The organism is Tabrizicola sp. (assembly GCF_041913445.1).
Taxonomy (GTDB): Bacteria; Pseudomonadota; Alphaproteobacteria; order Rhodobacterales; family Rhodobacteraceae; genus Tabrizicola.
On the sequence record NZ_JAYSFG010000003.1, the window covers coordinates 195,962 to 212,358 of the forward strand.

16 protein-coding genes are annotated in these 16,397 nt (G+C 67.1%); 5 read left to right on the forward strand and 11 right to left on the reverse strand.

Annotation, left to right across the window (positions count from 1 at the left end; translation table 11 throughout):
• Positions 1-81: 81 nt before the first annotated feature.
• The 6 genes from ACE3Q6_RS05115 to ACE3Q6_RS05140 form a co-directional block, all read right to left on the reverse strand.
• Positions 82-768 carry a YjbF family lipoprotein gene (locus tag ACE3Q6_RS05115; RefSeq protein ID WP_374429326.1) on the reverse strand — a complete coding sequence of 229 codons (687 nt, stop codon included), beginning with the start codon at positions 766-768 and terminating at the stop codon, positions 82-84.
• A gap of 5 nt (positions 769-773) precedes the next feature.
• Positions 774-2,849 carry a YjbH domain-containing protein gene (locus ACE3Q6_RS05120; protein WP_374429328.1) on the reverse strand — a complete coding sequence of 692 codons (2,076 nt, stop codon included), beginning with the start codon at positions 2,847-2,849 and terminating at the stop codon, positions 774-776.
• Between the two features lie 122 nt (positions 2,850-2,971).
• Entirely contained in the window at positions 2,972-3,412 is a 441-nt protein-coding gene (locus tag ACE3Q6_RS05125) for a MarR family winged helix-turn-helix transcriptional regulator (protein ID WP_374429330.1), read from the reverse strand.
• Positions 3,409-4,239 (reverse strand): carbon-nitrogen hydrolase family protein, encoded by an 831-nt coding sequence (locus ACE3Q6_RS05130; RefSeq protein WP_374429332.1) that lies wholly within the window; start codon positions 4,237-4,239, stop codon positions 3,409-3,411. The genes ACE3Q6_RS05125 and ACE3Q6_RS05130 overlap by 4 nt, the downstream gene beginning before the upstream one ends.
• Positions 4,239-4,496, reverse strand: coding sequence for a glutaredoxin 3 (gene grxC, locus ACE3Q6_RS05135; RefSeq protein WP_374429334.1), 258 nt, complete (start codon positions 4,494-4,496; stop codon positions 4,239-4,241). Before grxC ends, ACE3Q6_RS05130 begins: the two co-directional genes overlap by 1 nt.
• Positions 4,497-4,530: 34 nt before the next feature.
• Positions 4,531-5,253 carry a double zinc ribbon domain-containing protein gene (locus ACE3Q6_RS05140; RefSeq protein WP_374429336.1) on the reverse strand — a complete coding sequence of 241 codons (723 nt, stop codon included), beginning with the start codon at positions 5,251-5,253 and terminating at the stop codon, positions 4,531-4,533.
• Positions 5,254-5,276: 23 nt separating this feature from the next.
• On the opposite strand from ACE3Q6_RS05140, the gene ACE3Q6_RS05145 reads away from it, so the two are divergent.
• The 4 genes from ACE3Q6_RS05145 (at position 5,277) to ACE3Q6_RS05160 (ending at position 9,356) form a co-directional block, all read left to right on the forward strand.
• Positions 5,277-6,113: a methyltransferase domain-containing protein gene (locus ACE3Q6_RS05145; protein WP_374429338.1), complete on the forward strand. Its 837-nt coding sequence runs from the start codon at positions 5,277-5,279 to the stop codon at positions 6,111-6,113.
• A gap of 51 nt (positions 6,114-6,164) precedes the next feature.
• Positions 6,165-7,265, forward strand: a complete 1,101-nt coding sequence (hemH, locus tag ACE3Q6_RS05150) for a ferrochelatase (protein WP_374429341.1) — start codon at positions 6,165-6,167, stop codon at positions 7,263-7,265.
• 122 nt (positions 7,266-7,387) lie between these two features.
• Entirely contained in the window at positions 7,388-8,149 is a 762-nt protein-coding gene (gene xth / locus ACE3Q6_RS05155; RefSeq protein WP_374429344.1) for an exodeoxyribonuclease III, read from the forward strand.
• A gap of 46 nt (positions 8,150-8,195) precedes the next feature.
• Positions 8,196-9,356 (forward strand): amidohydrolase, encoded by a 1,161-nt coding sequence (locus ACE3Q6_RS05160; protein ID WP_374429346.1) that lies wholly within the window; start codon positions 8,196-8,198, stop codon positions 9,354-9,356.
• 60 nt (positions 9,357-9,416) lie between these two features.
• Here ACE3Q6_RS05160 and ACE3Q6_RS05165 read toward each other — a convergent pair whose 3' ends face one another.
• Positions 9,417-10,010, reverse strand: a complete 594-nt coding sequence (locus tag ACE3Q6_RS05165; RefSeq protein ID WP_374429348.1) for a L,D-transpeptidase — start codon at positions 10,008-10,010, stop codon at positions 9,417-9,419.
• Between the two features lie 178 nt (positions 10,011-10,188).
• Here ACE3Q6_RS05165 and ACE3Q6_RS05170 point away from each other — a divergent pair, with 178 nt between their 5' ends.
• Positions 10,189-10,695, forward strand: coding sequence for a CAP domain-containing protein (locus tag ACE3Q6_RS05170; protein WP_374429350.1), 507 nt, complete (start codon positions 10,189-10,191; stop codon positions 10,693-10,695).
• 45 nt (positions 10,696-10,740) lie between these two features.
• Here the strand turns inward: ACE3Q6_RS05170 and ACE3Q6_RS05175 are convergent, their stop codons facing one another.
• The 4 genes from ACE3Q6_RS05175 to ACE3Q6_RS05190 form a co-directional block, all read right to left on the reverse strand.
• A complete protein-coding gene (locus ACE3Q6_RS05175) occupies positions 10,741-11,232 on the reverse strand; it encodes a murein L,D-transpeptidase family protein (RefSeq protein WP_374429352.1) in 492 nt (163 codons plus the stop codon).
• A gap of 91 nt (positions 11,233-11,323) precedes the next feature.
• Positions 11,324-12,535 carry a class I SAM-dependent RNA methyltransferase gene (locus ACE3Q6_RS05180; RefSeq protein ID WP_374429353.1) on the reverse strand — a complete coding sequence of 404 codons (1,212 nt, stop codon included), beginning with the start codon at positions 12,533-12,535 and terminating at the stop codon, positions 11,324-11,326.
• Positions 12,532-14,388, reverse strand: a complete 1,857-nt coding sequence (locus ACE3Q6_RS05185) for an ABC transporter ATP-binding protein (protein ID WP_374429356.1) — start codon at positions 14,386-14,388, stop codon at positions 12,532-12,534. The genes ACE3Q6_RS05180 and ACE3Q6_RS05185 overlap by 4 nt, the downstream gene beginning before the upstream one ends.
• An 81-nt stretch (positions 14,389-14,469) precedes the next feature.
• On the reverse strand, positions 14,470-16,317 hold the full coding sequence (locus ACE3Q6_RS05190; protein WP_374429359.1) for an ABC transporter ATP-binding protein: 1,848 nt from the start codon (positions 16,315-16,317) through the stop codon (positions 14,470-14,472).
• Positions 16,318-16,397 lie beyond the last annotated feature (80 nt).

Below are 16,397 nucleotides of genomic sequence, written 5' to 3' on the forward strand. Positions count from 1 at the left end.
GTAAAGAATACCTAAAAATGCGTGCATTTTGCAGCACTTTTCCAGGGATCAGCCTGGAAACGGGCGAATTCCGCCAGATGGTCAGTCGATGACGCGCGCGAAGTCGACGTAACCCAGTCCGGCGCTGACCCATTGGCGCGACTGGCGAATCGTTGTGCCCTCGATCCAGAATTCGTTGGTGACCTTCCCGCCGCCGGAACTCCGGGTGCAGGTTTCGGTCACATGGGTGGTCGCGTGGCTGCGGGCGAGGACGTCGATGCTTTCGCGGCCGACGGGGCTGGTGACGCAAGTGTAGGTGCGCCGCGTGCCCTGGTCGTCGGGGCCGAGGAAGAAGTAGACCCGTTCATAGGGCGTTCCGGTCCGCAGAAGCTGGCCGACCGAGGGGACCTGCGCCGACATCAGGTCGAAGCCAAGGCCTCGGGTCTGGATCAAGACACCGTCGCGCTGGGTGAAGGTCGCGCCGTCGGGCGTGGCCCAGGTCAGCACGCCCCCCTTCGCGTCGCTGACACCCAGGAACCCGGTTTGGCCAAGGGTCTTGGACGAGACGAGAAGGATCGGCTGACCTGCCTTCGCAAGCTCGGCCCGCAGGTCCTGGGGCGACGGGGCCTGGGCCGGGTTGGCCGGGGTGGCGTCGCTCTTGCCCTTCAGCTTGGCCATCCCGGTTTTCGCGGCAGCGCCCACCGCCGCAGCCAGGGGGTTCGGCGCGCGGTCGTTGCCGCAGCCGGCAAGCAGGGCCAGGCAAAAAAGCCCCGCCAGCGACGATTTCATCTGCTTCACCGCCAGACCCTTCCCCAGTCGGGATCAAGACCATCGGTGTGATAGTCGCGGATGGATTGGTAAAGCCGGTCGTCGACGTTCAGCCGCGCGCCGCCGTCGCCGCCGCTGGGCCGGAAGGTCAGGTCGAACCCGCGGCGGGTATCGCTGCCCAGCGCCCAGTTGAACGGAATGGTGATGCGAACGCCCTTGTCAAAGCCGCCCTCGCCGAACTCCTCGGCGCTGACGTCGGTGACCGTGGCGAAGGCGCCGACCCGCCAGCCGTTGGCGAACACGCGGTCCACCGACAGGGTGGCCCCCACGTCACCGGCCAGGTAGCGGCCCACGTCCAGCTGGCCGAGATAGCCGTTGCCGAAATCATAGTAGGCCGACACATGCCCCGTCATGACGTCGTAGTCGTATTCGCCAAAGCCCAGCCCACCATCGGTGTCGCGCTGCTTGGTGTAGTTGAGCTCGGCCCCGAGGGCGAGCTGGCTGTCCACCGGCTTCCACAGAAGCTCGCCCGAGACGCCCGCGTGCATCCGCTCCAGATAGCCGACCGACACGCGGGAGTAGAGGTTTTCCGCCGGGCGGGCGAACCAGGCCAGGGTCAGCTTCTCCAGCGCGGGGTCGCCGAATTCGGTGTAGCGCGACCCGTCGGTGCGGACGCGCGGCAAGGTCGAGGTCGAGGTGGAAAGCTCGCGGTTGCTGGCGATCTCCTTGTAGACCGAACCGGACAGCACCCAACCCGGGGCCATGTCGTAGCTGGCCTGAAGGCGCAGGCCGACGTCACCCTCCATCGGTTCGGACAGGCGGACGACGGGCCGCAGGCTCCAGCGGAACTTGGGATAAAGCTCTTCATCGCCGATCGACCAGGCCGGAGCGGGGCCTGCATCGGTCACGGTGATCCGTTCGCGCAGCAGGCTGGCGTTGTCGGCGGTGTATTCCAGCGCCTCAAGGTCGCTGCGGCGGATGGTGACCTTCGAGACGCCGATGCCGTTCACCACCGGGACGATCTCGAACACCTCGACCGAGGCGGGCATGACGTGGCTCAGCGCGCGTGCCGTGCGGCCGATGGCCTGCGATCCGGCGTCGATCCGGCCGTTGCGGATGCGGACCTGCACCGTGTCGGCGGTGTAGGCCAGGTCCTCGACCGCGATCCCGTCCTTGGCCAGCCGCTTGGCCAGGTTCTGGCGCAGGATCGGCCCGGCGTCAGGCTGGGTGACCCAGCCGCCGTCATAGGCCTCGGGGTCGGCGGCGCGGGCGGGGCGCGCCTTGACGGCGACCGGGGCCTTCCCGACGATCCCGCCCGTGGCGCGGCTTTTCGGGTCCAGGGTGATGTGGAAGGCCAGGGCGAATTCCGAGCCATAAAGCGAATAGGCCCCGAAGCGCATATACGGGTTGCGCTGGTACTCGATGCCGAAGTTGAAGGGGCTATCGCGTTCGATCAGCCCGCCCGTCTCCTCCAGCACATAGGCGTCCGAGGAGTATTCGGCCTTCAGCGTCCAGTTGTCGTTGACCTTGTATTCGACGCCCGCGAAGGGTGCCGCCTCGCCGCGGAACCACTGGTCGGTGTTGGGAACGCCCGTCGGGTCGACCGGAGGCCGGCTGCCGAAGGGTGATCCGATGCCACCATCCGTCCCCAGGCGGCCCCAGCCGAGGCCGGCAGTGACCTTCACCTTGTCCCCGAAGGTTTTCGTCGCCGCGACATATTCCGAGGAGTAAAGCCCCTTCCCCGTCAGGTCCTGCAACCCGATGGTCAGCGCCGGGGCGATCTTGCCTTCTTTCAGCACCTGGTAGCGCAGGTCGATGCTGCGATCGCTTTCATCGCCAGCGTCGTACCGCCAGGTCTGGAAGCGGAACGAGCCGGACAGGCGCTCCGAGAACTGGAAGCTCACCGTCGCACGGGTGATCGGCCCGATGAGCGAGGTCGAGAACGAGAAGGTCGCATCCTTCTGCGCATCGCCCGAGGGCATGTCGATCAGGCCAGTCGCGCCGTTCAGGTTCAGCGTGCCGGACATCTCGGCCAGGGCGGGAACGGTGACCAGCGCGGTGCCCAGGGCAAGCGAGGCAAGAAGGCGGGAGGAAGGCTGCATGGCGACCGGTTCTTGGGATGATGTCCCAAGTTATGCGAAGAACCCCAGGGCAGGGCAAGGGCGTTCCGTTGCGCAGGGCGTCAAAGCCGCTGGCTATGGCATTCCGGTCGTGACCCGAAGGGTCAACCCTCAAGCTTGATCCGCAACTCGCGCAGCACGGGCAGCAGCGCGCGCACCCGGTCGGCGCCCACGGCCTGAACGACCTCGGCAATCAGCGGCACGACGCTGGCCAGCGCGGATTCGCGGGCGGCCCGGCCCGAGGGGCTGATCGCGACGAATTTCTGCCGCGCGTCCTCCCAGTCGGGGCGGATATGGACGTGGCCGGCCCATTCCAGCTTGGTCAGCGTGTTGGTCATGGCGCCGCGCGTGACGTGGAACGACCGGGCAAGCTGCGCGGGGGTGCGTTCGTCGTTGACGCGCGCAAGGTGGTTCAGGACGCTGAAATGCGACAGCTCCATCCCCCGGGGCAGGACCTTCGAGATGCGGTTCCGCGCCAGCTGGTCGGCCATGAACAGCTCGCCAAACAGCGCGACCGCGATGTCGTCGGCCTTTTCCGCGCTCATGGCCCGTCGAAGTCCCGGTCGTGGCTCAGCGAGGGCACCCTGCCCCGCGCCTTCCCGACCTCGCCCAGGTCCAGGTCCACCAGCGTCACGCCCGGCTCGGTCCCGGCATCGGCGAGGATTTCTCCCCAGGGGGCGATGGCCAGCGAGTGGCCGTGAGTCTTCCGGCCCTTGCCGTTGGTTTCCGGGTGGAAGCCGGTCTGCGCGGGGGCAAGGACGAAGCATCCGGTCTCAATGGCCCGGGCGCGCAGCAGCGTTTCCCAATGCGCGGCACCCGTGATGTGGTTGAAGGCCGCCGGAACGGTGATGACCTGCGCGCCGCCTTGTGCGAGCCGGCGGTAGAGCGCCGGGAACCGGACGTCGTAGCAGACGGTCATGCCCAGCTTGGCAAAGGGCGTCTCGGCGACGACGGCCCTGGTGCCCGGCCGGTATCCTTCGCTCTCGCGGTAGACCTCGGTCGCCGAGACATTGACGTCGAACATGTGGATCTTGTCGTAGCGCGCGGCCACCGACCCGTCGGGCGCGATGAGGAAGCTTCGGTTGGCGAAACGTCCGTCGGCGTCGTGGGTCAGAAGGCCAAGCGACCCGATCAGCAGCCAGATTCCGGCCGCCTTCGCCTCGTCCCGCAGGGCGGTAAGGGTCGGGTCGTCCTCCTCATGCCGGAAGACGCTGCGCTGGTGGGCGCGGCTGGACGAGAGGCCGTTGGTCAGTTCGGGCGTCAGGACGAAGCCCGCGCCCTCTGCGACCGCCTGCCGGATGTACCCCACGGTCACCGGCAGGTTCGCCGCCGGATCATCGGTGACGGTCAGTTGGACCAGTCCGACACGCATCAGTCGGCCAGCATCGGGTCGAGCTTGCCGGCGTAATCCAGCGCGTGCAGGTCGTCCGATCCGCCGACATGCTGGCCGCCGATGAAGATCTGCGGAACGGTCCGGCGGCCATTGGCGCGCTGGGTCATCTTCGCGCGCAGGTCCGGGTCCTGGCTGACGTCGATCTCGGTGTAATCGGCCCCCTTCTTCTGCAGCAGCCGCTTGGCGGCATGACAGTAGGGGCAGAACGGCGTGGTGTAGATTTCGACCGGGCGCATGGCGGATTCCTCTTCCGCGCCAGTCTACAGGGGTTCAGCCGCCTTTCGCAACGCGTGCCAGCCCCAGCACGGAAACCGAGCGGGCCCCTGCCGCAAAAAGCGCCTCGCTTGCCGCCGCAAAGGTCGCCCCCGAGGTCATGACGTCGTCGACAAGCAGGATCTCACGGTCCCGGACACGCCGTTCCCGCGACTTCGGGACAGCGAAGGCATCGACCAGGTTCGCAAAGCGGGCCTCCCGCGTCTTGCCGTCCTGGTTGCCGGTGGACCGTCGCCGGATCAGGGCGTCGGGGCAATGCTCCAGCCCGGCGGCCTTGGCGATGTTCCGTGACAGAAGCGCGGCCTGGTTGAAGCGCCGGCGGAACAGCCGCATCCAGTGCAGCGGGACCGGCACCACCAGCATTCCGGGACGCAGGATCGGTTGCGCCGCCTTCAGCATCCAGCCCGAGGCGGGGCGGGCAAGGTCCATCCGATCGCCGTGCTTCAGCGCCAGGACCAGGCGTCGTCCGTTCTCGTCATACATCAGCGCGGCGCGACCACGGTCCCAGGGGCGGGCGATCGTCATGCAGTCATCGCAGAGCGCGCGTTCGCTGGCATCCTGACCGGGCAGCGGCAGCCCGCACTGGTCGCAGACGAGGCCGGAGATGAAGGGTGTCTCACGCCAGCAATCGGCGCAAAGGCCGAAGTCGGACTGCACCGGTTCGGAACAGGAGATGCATTGCGGCGGGTAAAGAAGCTGTAGCGCGCCTTGCAATCCCATCCCGCACCCCTAATGTCCCGGCGATGACCCAACCGCCGACCCTGACCGACCGCGAGGCGCTGGCCCGCCACCGTGCCCGTGCCCAAGCTTTGCCCGGGCATGAGGACGCACTGTTCCTGCACCGCCTTGCCCTTGCCGACCTTGAGGAGAGACTCAGCGAAGTTAACAAATCGTTTACGTCTGCAGCCGTGGTGACCGGTTTCCCTTCGATTTTCGCGGGTTGGCGGGAGGCAAGGGTCGTCCCGGACGACGAGGTGCTTGCACTTGAACCTGTCGCGCACGATCTTGTCGTGCATTTCATGGCGCTGCACTGGGCCAACGATCCCGTGGGCCAGCTTGTGCAATGCCGCCGGGCGTTGAAGCCCGACGGTCTTTGCCTCGTGGTCCTGCCGGGGGGCCGCAGCCTGCAGGAACTCCGTGCGGCTTTGGCCGAGGCAGAGGCGGCAGTGAGGGGCGGCCTCTCGCCCCGGGTGGTCCCGATGGGCGAGATCCGTGATCTTGGCGGGCTTATGCAGCGGGCGGGGTTTGCGCTGCCCGTCGCGGACAGCCTGCAGCAGACGGTTGAGTATCGCAGCTTCCCAGCCCTGCTGGCCGACCTGCGGGCCGCCGGGGAAACCAACGCGCTCCAGTCGCGACTTCGCCGCTTCACGGGGCGGTCCGTATTGACGGAAGCGGCCCGTATCTACGCGGATAGCTACAGCACCCCCGATCGCCGACTGGCCGCCACGGCCGAGCTTGTGGTCCTGACCGGCTGGGCCCCGCATGAAAGCCAGCAGCAGCCGTTGCGACCCGGCTCGGCCAAGGCGAGGCTGGCGGATGCGCTGGGGGTTCCCGAGAAGCCTTTGCCCAAAGACGGTTGACCCCGCCAACCAACCCCTTATGTCCCGTCCTGAACCATTGGGAAGAACACCATGCTGGATGCCCGGAGCACTGCCGTGACGGGGACCGTCGTCAATCCCGGCGAGGGACGCCTTGCCCATGCGCCCGCCAACCATCCGCCCGTGCGGCAAGCGAAGATCGGGGTGCTGCTGGCGAACCTCGGCACTCCGGACGCCTACGACTACTGGTCGATGCGGCGCTATCTGAACGAGTTCCTGTCGGACAAGCGGGTGGTCGACATCCCGGACTGGAAATGGCAGCCGCTTCTGCAGCTGATCATCCTGTCCCGGCGGCCTTTCACCAGCGGGGCGAACTACAAGCTGATCTGGAACGAGGAGCTGAACGAAAGCCCGCTTCTCACGATCACGAAGGCCCAGACCGCGGCGATTGCGGCGATGATGGCAGAAAGGCACGGGGCGGAGGTCATGGTCGACTTCTGCATGCGCTACGGCAACCCCTCGACCGAGGCGAAGGTGCGGGCGATGGTCGAGGCGGGGTGCGAGAAGGTGCTGTTCTTCCCGCTTTACCCCCACTACGCCGGCGCGACCTCGGCCACTGCGAACGACCAGTTCTTCCGGGCGCTGATGAAGGAGAAGCGGCAGCCGGCGGTGCGGACCGTGGCGGAGTATTTCGACCACCCCCTTTATATCGACGCGCTGGCGAAGTCGGTGGAGGCGGCCTATGCGAAGCTGGATCACCGGCCCGACGTGCTGGTGGCAAGCTATCACGGGATGCCGAAGCGCTACCTGATGGAGGGCGACCCCTATCACTGCCAGTGCGCAAAGACCTCGCGGTTGCTGAGGGAGAGATTGGGGTGGGAGAAGGGATCGATCGACACGACCTTCCAGTCGGTCTTCGGGCGCGAAGAATGGCTGCGGCCCTATACGGTCGAGCATGTGGCAGAGCTGGCGAAGCAGGGGAAGAAGCGGATCGCGGTGATGGCGCCGGCTTTTTCCGCGGACTGCATCGAGACGCTGGAGGAGATCAACGGGGAGATCCGGGAGGCCTTCGAACATGCGGGGGGCGAGGAGTTCACCTATATCCCCTGCCTGAACGATGACGAGGCCCATATTCAGGCGCTGGTCGCGGTGATCGAGGAGAACCTGGGCGGGTGGCTGCCCCGGAAGGGGTGATCTGTCCACGGTGGACATTTTCGGATTATCTAGCTGAATCAGATAGATGCTCGCGGACGGTAGGGGTTTGTTAACCCTGCCTCCGACCGGAACCGTGCGGCTTCGGCGGGCGTTTTCAGCCCATGCGGATCGCCACCTTCAACGTCAACGGGATCAACGGGCGCTTGCCGGTGCTGCTGCGCTGGCTGGAGGAGGCCTCCCCCGACGTTGTCTGCCTGCAGGAGTTGAAGACGGACCGCTTTCCTGCAAAGGCCACCGAGGCCGCAGGCTATGGGGCGATCTGGCAGGGGCAGAAAAGCTGGAACGGGGTGGCGATCCTGGCGAAGGGCCGCGAGCCGGTGGAGACGCGGCGGGGCGTGCCGGGGGTCGAGGATGGGCAGAGCCGGTATATCGAGGCGGCGGTGGGCGGGGTGCTGATCGGGGGGCTGTACCTGCCGAACGGCAATCCGGCGCCGGGGCCGAAGTTCGCGGCGAAGCTCGACTGGTTCCACCTGTTCCGCGACCATGCGGCGGACCTTTTGCGTCAGGAGGTGCCGGTGGTGCTGGCGGGGGATTACAACGTCATGCCGACCGAGCTTGACGTCTACAAGCCGGAACGCTGGAAGAAGGACGCCCTGTTCCGCCCCGAAGTGCAGGCGGAATATGCGGCTCTGCTGGAGCAAGGCTGGACGGATTGCCTGCGTCACCTGCATCCGGGAGAGCGGATCTATACATTCTGGGACTATTTCCGGAACGCCTGGGGGCGGGATGCCGGGCTGCGACTGGATCACCTGCTGATCTCTCCCGACCTGCGGCGGCGGCTGAAGGCGGCGGGGGTGGACCGGCACGTGCGGGGCTGGGAGAAGGCCAGCGATCATGCCCCGGTCTGGATCGAGCTGGACTAGACGGTTACGCCTTGCCGAGGCGGACGGTGGGGGCGATGCTGGCGGGATGGAGGACACCATGCGCCTGACCAACAGCGATATCGCCGAGCTGACCGAGTTCCGCCGCCACCTGCACCGCCATCCCGAGCTGTCCGGGCGGGAGGCCTGGACAGCCGCCGAGGTCGTGGCGGCGCTGCAGCCTCTGGCCCCCGACCAGATCCTGACAGGGCTTGGCGGACACGGCGTCGCGGCGGTGTGGGAGGCGACGGAACCGGGGCCGACCGTCCTCTTCCGGTCGGAACTGGACGCCCTGCCGATCGAAGAGTTGTCCGAGGCTCCTTATCGGTCCAGCGTGCCGGGCACGGCGCATCTGTGCGGGCACGAAGGGCACTCGACGATCCTGCTGGGACTTGCGCGATTGATCGCGCGCGATGGACCGAAGCGGGGCCGGGTGGTGCTGATGTTCCAGCCGGCGGAGGAGGACGGGTCCGGTGCCGCGGCAGTGCTGGCGGACCCGCGCTTTGCCGGGATCCGTCCGGACTGGGCCTTTGCGCTGCACAACATGCCCGGGATGCCCCTGGGACATGCGGTGATTGCGCCGGGAGCGGCCAACTGCGCCTCGGAGGGGTTGCGGGTGGTGTTCCGGGGGCGCACGGCCCATGCCTCGGCCCCCGATACCGGGGTATCGCCTGCCCTGGCACTGGCCGCGCTTATGCCCGCCGCGATGGCCGCCGGTCCGGGCGGGGCGCTGGGGCCGGGGTTCCGGCTGGTCAGCCTGTGCCATGCGCGGATGGGGGCGCCGGCCTTCGGGGTCACGCCCGGCGAGGGTGAGTTGTGGCTGACGCTGCGCACTCTGGCCGATGCCGACATGGCGGCACTGCGGGACGATGTGATGGGTCAGGCGCGCCATCTGGCGGAACAGCATGGGCTGGCGGTGGAGTTCAGCCACCACGACCGTTTCGCGGCCTGCACCAACGACCCCGAGGCGGCAGCGGCCATCGCCAAGGCGCTGGATGCGCTGGGACTGCGGCATGACAGCCGCGGCCTGCCGATGCGCGCGTCCGAGGACTTCGGGCTCTTCGGCAGCGTCTCGCGGTCGGCGATGTTTCTTCTGGGGTCGGGAGAGACCCTGCCCGCCCTGCACAACCCGGACTACGACTTTCCCGATGCGCTGATCCCGCAGGGCGTGGCGATCTTCGACCGGCTGAGACGCGATCTGCTGGGCTGAAATGACAGGGACCGCAGGCCGGATCGGCTGCGGTCCCCCAATCGCAGAAAAGTCCGTCGGTCAGATCAGGCGGACCTGCGTGCCGACCTTGGCGTATTCGTAGAGCTCTTCGATGTGCTCGTTGTAAAGACCGATGCAGCCGTTCGACGAGCGGCGGCCGATCTTGCGGGTGTCGTGCGTGCCGTGGACGCGGTAGTAGGTCCAGCCGAGATAAAGCGCGCGGGAGCCGAGCGGATTGTCCGGTGCGCCGCCTTCGACCACGTCGGGCCATTCCGGGTGGCGTTCCTTCATCGAGGCGGTCGGGCGCCAGGTCGGGTTGACGACCTTCTGGACGACCGAGGTCAGACCGCGGCGGGTCAGCTCTTCGGACAGCGGGACCGAGGTCGGGTAGAGACGGTAGATCGACTCATCCTCGGACCAGAAGTGCAGGGCGCGCGAGGTGGTGTCGGCCAGGATCGCCCCGTTCCGCAGGTTGTCGAAGTAGTCGCGCCACTGCAGCATCCGGAAGCTGGAGATGTTGTTGCGCACCGACGCCGAGGCCGGCTGGGCAAATTCGGTGGTGCCATCCTGTGCGAAGGACGGCAGGGCTGCCAGACCGGCGGCGCCAACCACTCCACCCAGGACCGCGCGACGGTTGATCGGACCGTTCGCCATGCTGATACTCCTCAAAGGCTGTCTTTTCCCGCGCATATAGCGGCTTTGTGACTTGGGCGCAAATCAAAGACCTGTCAGCGGGCCGCCGATTGCCGAGATGCCTGTTTGAACCTGCCGCAAGCTTCCGTTAAGGAGGGTCCGGAGAGCCGCAACAGACGGCGATGGACTGGTGGACAGAATGGATAGACGCGTTTTCCTGGTGCAGGGCCTGGCTCTGGCGCTTGCCGCCTGCGGGACGACGAGCGAGCCGCAAGTGGGCGCCGATGGCAAGCCCCTGCCGCGGGTGTACCGGATTTCGGACGAGCGCGAAGTGTCGTTCCGCTTCCTTGACGCGATGAACACGCTGCGGTCGGCGAAAGGGCTGCCGCAGGTGCAGTTCGACGCGAACCTGAACGCGGCGGCCGCGACTCATGCCCGGGACATGTCGGTGCAGAACCGGCCGTGGCACTTCGGGTCCGACGGCTCGTCGCCGCTGGTCCGGGCGCAGCGGGCGGGCTTCACCGGCCGGCTTCTGGGCGAGAACATCTCGGAGACCTACGAGACCGAGCTGGAGACGCTGTCTTCGTGGATGGCGCAGCCGGATACCCGCGTGGTGATCATGGACCCGCTGGCGACGCGGCTGGGCTTTGCCTGGTTCCAGGAGCCGGGCGGCAAGATCTGGTGGACGATGGTGACGGGGGCCTGAGCGGCCCTTCTGCCAGGCGGGATCAGGGGCCTTCGGGCCCCTTTTTCATGGCAGGATGAAGATGGGCGTGCCGGGCTTCACCATGGAATAGACCCGCTCCATCTCCTTGTCGGTGAGCGCGATGCAGCCCCAGGTCCAGTCGCGGCGGCTGACGCGTTCGTTCGGGCCGCCATGGATGAAGATGTCGCCGCCGGGGGATTTGCCCTGGGATTCGGCGAAGGCGATGTCGGTGGCGTTCGGGTAGGAGATGCCGAGCGACAGGTGGAACTTGGAATCCGGGTTCTTGTGGCTGATGAAGTACTGGCCCTCGGGCGTCTTGCCGTCGCCTTCGAACTGCTTGTGGCCTTCGGGCGCGAAGCCAAGGGCGATGTCGTAGGACTTCAGCACCTTGTCGTGGTGGAAGAGGTACATCTTGCGGTCGGCCTTGTGGACCTGGACCTGCGTCACCTCGGGTCCGTTGTAGCGTTTGAATTTCGAGCCGCAGCCGGCAAGCCCGAACACGACCACAAGGATCGTCAGAACCCGGATGAAGTGCATTCCCTAGTCCGCCTGTATTTTTTTCCAATGGATACAGGAAACTGGCCCGTTTGACTAGACGGATGGCGGGGCGGCGGGCTTCACGGATATGTCAGCGGGAGAGGCGCGCGACGAGCTCGATATGTGTGGACCAGCGGAACTGGTCGACGACCTGGATCCAGTCGAGGCGGTAGCCTGCGGCGACAAGGGCCCTGGCGTCGCGGGCGAAGGTGACGGGGTTGCAGGAGACGGCGGCGATCACCGGGATTTTGCTTGCTGCAAGGCGGTCCGTCTGCGCCTCGGCCCCGGCGCGCGGGGGGTCGATGACGGCGCCGGTGAAGGTGAGCAGTTCGTCGGGTTCCAGCGGGCGGCGGAAAAGGTCGCGGGTTTCCGTGGAGATGCGGTGGAGGTTCGGGGTGTTGCGGGCGGCAACGTCGAGCGCCTTGGTCATGGCGGCGTCGCCTTCGACGGCGTGGACCTCCATGTCCTGCGCGAGGGGCAGGGTAAAGGTGCCGACGCCGGAGAAGAGGTCGACGATGCGCTTCTGGGGACCGAGGGCTTGGCGGACGGCGTGGAGGAGGGCGGCTTCACCTTCCCGCGTGGCTTGAAGGAAGGCCCCGGCGGGGGGGACGACGGTGGCGGTGCCCATCGTCAGGGCCGGGCGGTCGCGGAGGGCGATGGTCTCTCCATCCCAGGTGAGGCGGGAGAAGCTGTGGGTTTCGACGAGGCGGGCGAGGTCCAGGCGGAGGTTCGCGTCGAGGGGTTTGCCGCCGGTGACCACGACATCTGGCCCGCCGCGCGTCAGGGTCACCTGCAAGGAGAGTTCCGTCGTGCGCGATCCTCCGGCCATGACCAGCGCCTGCAGGCCGGGGAAGGCCGCAAGGATGCCGGGGTGGAGGAGCTGGCAGTCGGGGATCTCCGCGATAGTGTCGGAGGCGCGGGCGTGGAAGCCGATCAGGACTCCGCTTTTGGTGCGGCGTGCCGAGAGGGTGGCGCGGCGGCGGGAATTCGGCGGTGAGGTCACGAGGGGGAGGAAGTCGGTGGAAAGGCCCTGACCGGCGAGCGCGTTGGCGACGACCTCTTGCTTCCAGGCGGCCACGAAGGGCTCCGAGGCATGTTGCAGCTGGCAACCGCCGCAGGCGCGGGCGTGGCGGCAGGGCGGCTTCACGCGGTTGGGCGAGGGGGTGACGATCTTGGGGTCAGCCAAGCGGTCGCCGTCGGGGGTGCCTTCCACGACTTCGCCGGGAAGGGTGCCGGGTACGTAGATCGGACCTTGGGCGATGCCGTGCCCAAGGTGCCCAAGCCGGTCGATGGTGACGATCACTCTGCCGCTTCCGCTTCTTCGTCTTCGGTACCGATGAAGCCGCCTGATTGCCGCTTCCAGTAGCGCGCGTAAAGCCCGTCTTTCTGGAGGAGCTCGTCATGGCTGCCGACTTCGACGATCCGGCCACGGTCGAGGACGATGATCCGGTCCATCGCGGCGATGGTCGACAGGCGGTGGGCGATGGCCAGCACGGTCTTGCCTTCCATCACGCGGCCCAGGGCTTCCTGGATCGAGGCTTCGACCTCAGAGTCGAGGGCGGAGGTCGCCTCGTCCAGCACGAGGATCGGCGCGTCCTTCAGGAAGGCGCGGGCAAGGGCGATCCGCTGGCGCTGGCCGCCGGAAAGCTTGACGCCGCGTTCGCCGAGGAAGGCGTCATAGCCCTTGCGGCCGTTGTGATCGAGCATGTTGGCAATGAATTCATCGGCTTCCGCGGCCTTGGCGGCGGCGATGATCTCTGCCTCGGAGGCCTCGGGTCGACCGTAGGCGATATTGTCGCGCGCGCTGCGATTGAACATCGCGGTTTCCTGCGTGACCATGCCGATCTGGCGGCGGAGCGACTCTTGCGTGACGCTGCGGACGTCCTGTCCGTCGATGGTGATGCGGCCCTGTTCGGGGTCGTAAAGGCGCAGGAGGAGCGAGACGAGCGAGGACTTGCCCGCCCCCGACGCGCCGACGATGCCCAGTTTCTCGCCCGCGCGGATCGTCAGGTCGATGTCCTGGACCCCGCCGCGGCTCCGGCCATAGGCGAAGGTAACGTGGTCGAACCGGATCTCGCCCTTGATGCGGGGGAGCGGGGTGGCGTCGGGGGCGTCGGCGAGGGTGTGCGGGACGGAGAGGGTGCGCATCCCGTCCTCGACCTCACCGACGCTGGTGTAGATCGACATGAGCGTGAAGCTGACCCAGCCAGACATCTGCGCGATCCGCAGCGCGATGGCCCCGGCGGCGGCGATGTCGCCCGCGGTGGCCGCGCCCTGTTGCCAAAGCATCACCGTACCGCCGATCAGAAGGACGGGCAGGACGCCCGCGAGCAGCATGAGCGCGAAGCGGAACCAGGTGGAGATGACGCCGAATTCAAGCGAGCGTTCGCGGAAGACCTCCATCGCGTCCAGCGCGACGCGGTCCTCGAAGGCGTGGTGGGCGAAGAGTTTGACGGTCTTGATGTTGGTGATCGTGTCGACGACCTGGCCCGAAACCATCGCGCGGGAGGAGGCGCGGGCGGCGGAGTTCTTGCGGACCATCGGCATGAAGAAGCGGATCAGCCAGATGTAGGCGATCAGCCAGACGAGCAGCGCGACGGCGACCTTGGCATCGACGGCGACGAGGAAGGCGACCGAGCCGATGACGGAGGCAAGCGCGAAGCAGACGGTGTTGATGACCTCGGTCGCCACGTCGGTGACGGCGCGGGCGGCCTGCATCTGTTTCTGCGCGATGCGGCCGGCGAAGTCGTTGTCGAAGAAGGTGACGGCCTGGCCGAGGGTCCAGCGGTGGAGGCGGGACAGGACGAGCGGCATCACGTTGGGGCCGATGATGATGCTGTTCGAGGCCGAGGAGACGGCGAAGGCGAGGGGGCGGAGGATCAGGTAGAAGACGAGGAACCAGACGACGAGGCTCCAGTGCGCGGCGAAGAAGTCGGTGGGGCCGGAGTTGACGGCGGCGTCGATGACCCAGCCGAGGATCAGGGCGCTGACCACTTCCGTGACGCCCGCGAGCGACGAGAGGATGCCCGCGACGATGAGCATCGGCCAGGAACCCGCCAGCGACCAGCGCATGAACGCGCCCAGCCGTTGCGGCGGGGGGCCGTCGGCGGGTCGGAAGGCATCGATGAGGGAGCCGAGGCTTTGAAGGGCGCTCATGGAGGAGAGGTAGGCCGGTCCTTGAGGGGAAGCAAGGGATTACGCCGTGCGGAGGTGCTCAGTTCCCTGTGAGGCGGGGGATCACTCCGCCGCTTCCTCTTCCAGGCCGATGAAGCCGCCGGACTGGCGCGCCCAGAAGCGGGCGTAGAGGCCGCCTTTGCGGAGGAGGTCGGCGTGGGGGCCGTCCTCGACCACCTCGCCGTCCTCCAGCACCACGATCCGGTCCATCGCGGCAATGGTGGAGAGGCGGTGGGCGATGGCGATCACCGTCTTGCCCTCCATCACGCCGTAAAGCGCGCCCTGGATGGCGGCTTCTGCTTCGGAGTCGAGGGCGCTCGTCGCCTCGTCCAGGATCAGGATCGGGGCGTCCTTCAGGATCACCCGGGCGATGGCGACACGCTGGCGCTGGCCGCCGGAGAGCTTGACGCCGCGTTCGCCGACATGGGCGTCGTAGCCCTTGCGGCCCTGCGGGTCCTCTAGCGTGAGGATGAAGTCATGCGCCTCGGCCTTCTTTGCGGCGGCGATCATCTGCTCTTCGCTCGCCTCGGGGCGGCCGTAGAGGATGTTGTCGCGGACCGAGCGGTGGAGGAGCGAGCTATCCTGCTGGACCATGCCGATCTTCTGGCGGAGGCTTTCCTGCGTCACGTCGCCGATGTTCTGGCCGTCGATCAGGATTGCCCCGCTTTCGGTGTCGTAGAAGCGCAGGATCAGCTTGACCAGCGTGGACTTCCCCGCACCGGAACGACCGACGACGCCGATCTTCTCGCCCGGACGGATCGTCAGGCTCACGTTCTTCAGGCCCCCGAAGCCGCGGCCGTAGTGGTGGGAAACGTTTTTAAGCTCCAGGAGGCCCTCGCGGAACTGGAGCGGCTTGGCGCCGGGCTTGTCGACCAGGGTGACGGGCTGGGCAATGGTCTCCATCCCTTCGGCGAGCGTGCCGAGGTTCTGGACGAGTTGGGTCGAGGCCCACATGATCCAGTAGGTCATCGAGTGCAGCCGCAGGACCAGCGCGACGGCCCCGGCGACGACGCCGACGGTGGCGAGGTCGTGGGTCCAGAGCCACATGGCCAAGGCGGAGACGGACAGGATCATCAGCCCGTTCAGGAAGGTCAGCGTGATGTCCATCTTGGTCACGATCCGCATTTCCTTCTGGAAGGTGCTGCGGGCGTGTTCGATGGCCTCCTTGGCGTAGTTCTCCTCGGATGCCTGGTGGGCGAAGAGCTTGACCGAGTGGATGTTGGTGTAGCTGTCCACCACGCGTCCCGTCACGGCGCTGCGCGCGTCGGAGGAGGCCGTGGCGGCGGGGCCGGCGCGGCGGATGGTCCAGCGCATCAGCGACAGGTAGCCGACGAGCCAGAGGAGGAGCGGAACCATCAGCCGGGGGTCCGCCTCGGCCAGCATGATCAGCGCGCCGAGGAAGGTGGCGGCGGCGAAGGCGGCCATGTCGAAGACCTGGAACACCGCGTCCCCGGCGGCGGGCGGGGCCTGCATGATGCGGTTGGCGATGCGGCCCGCGAAGTCGCTTTCGAACCAGCCGACAGGCTGGCGCAGGACATGGCGGTGCGCCCGCCACCGCATCATCGTGCCGAAGTTCGTCAGGATCGTGTTGTGGAGGAGGCCCACGGACCCACCCGCGACCAGGGGCCGGACGACCAGGATCACCAGCGCGGCGATCATGATCTCGGTCCAGTGGTTCTGCAGGAAGGCCTGGGGGGTCTGGCCGGACATCAGGTCGACGAGGCGGCTCAGGTACCAGATCATGCCGACGTCCAGCACCGCGTTGCCGACCGAGAAAAGGGCGGTGATCGCGAAGATGCCTTTGAACGGACGGATGTAGTCCTTCAGGAAGGGCCAGAGCTTGCGGGGCGGGGCGTCCTGCTCAGCATAGGGCTGATAGGGATCGACGAGGTTTTCGAGAAAACGGAACATTGGGGAGGACCCTGAAGAGATGCAGCAATGGGCTTGGGCGGGGCTGGTGAGCGACCGCCACGACGGGACCGGTCAACTCA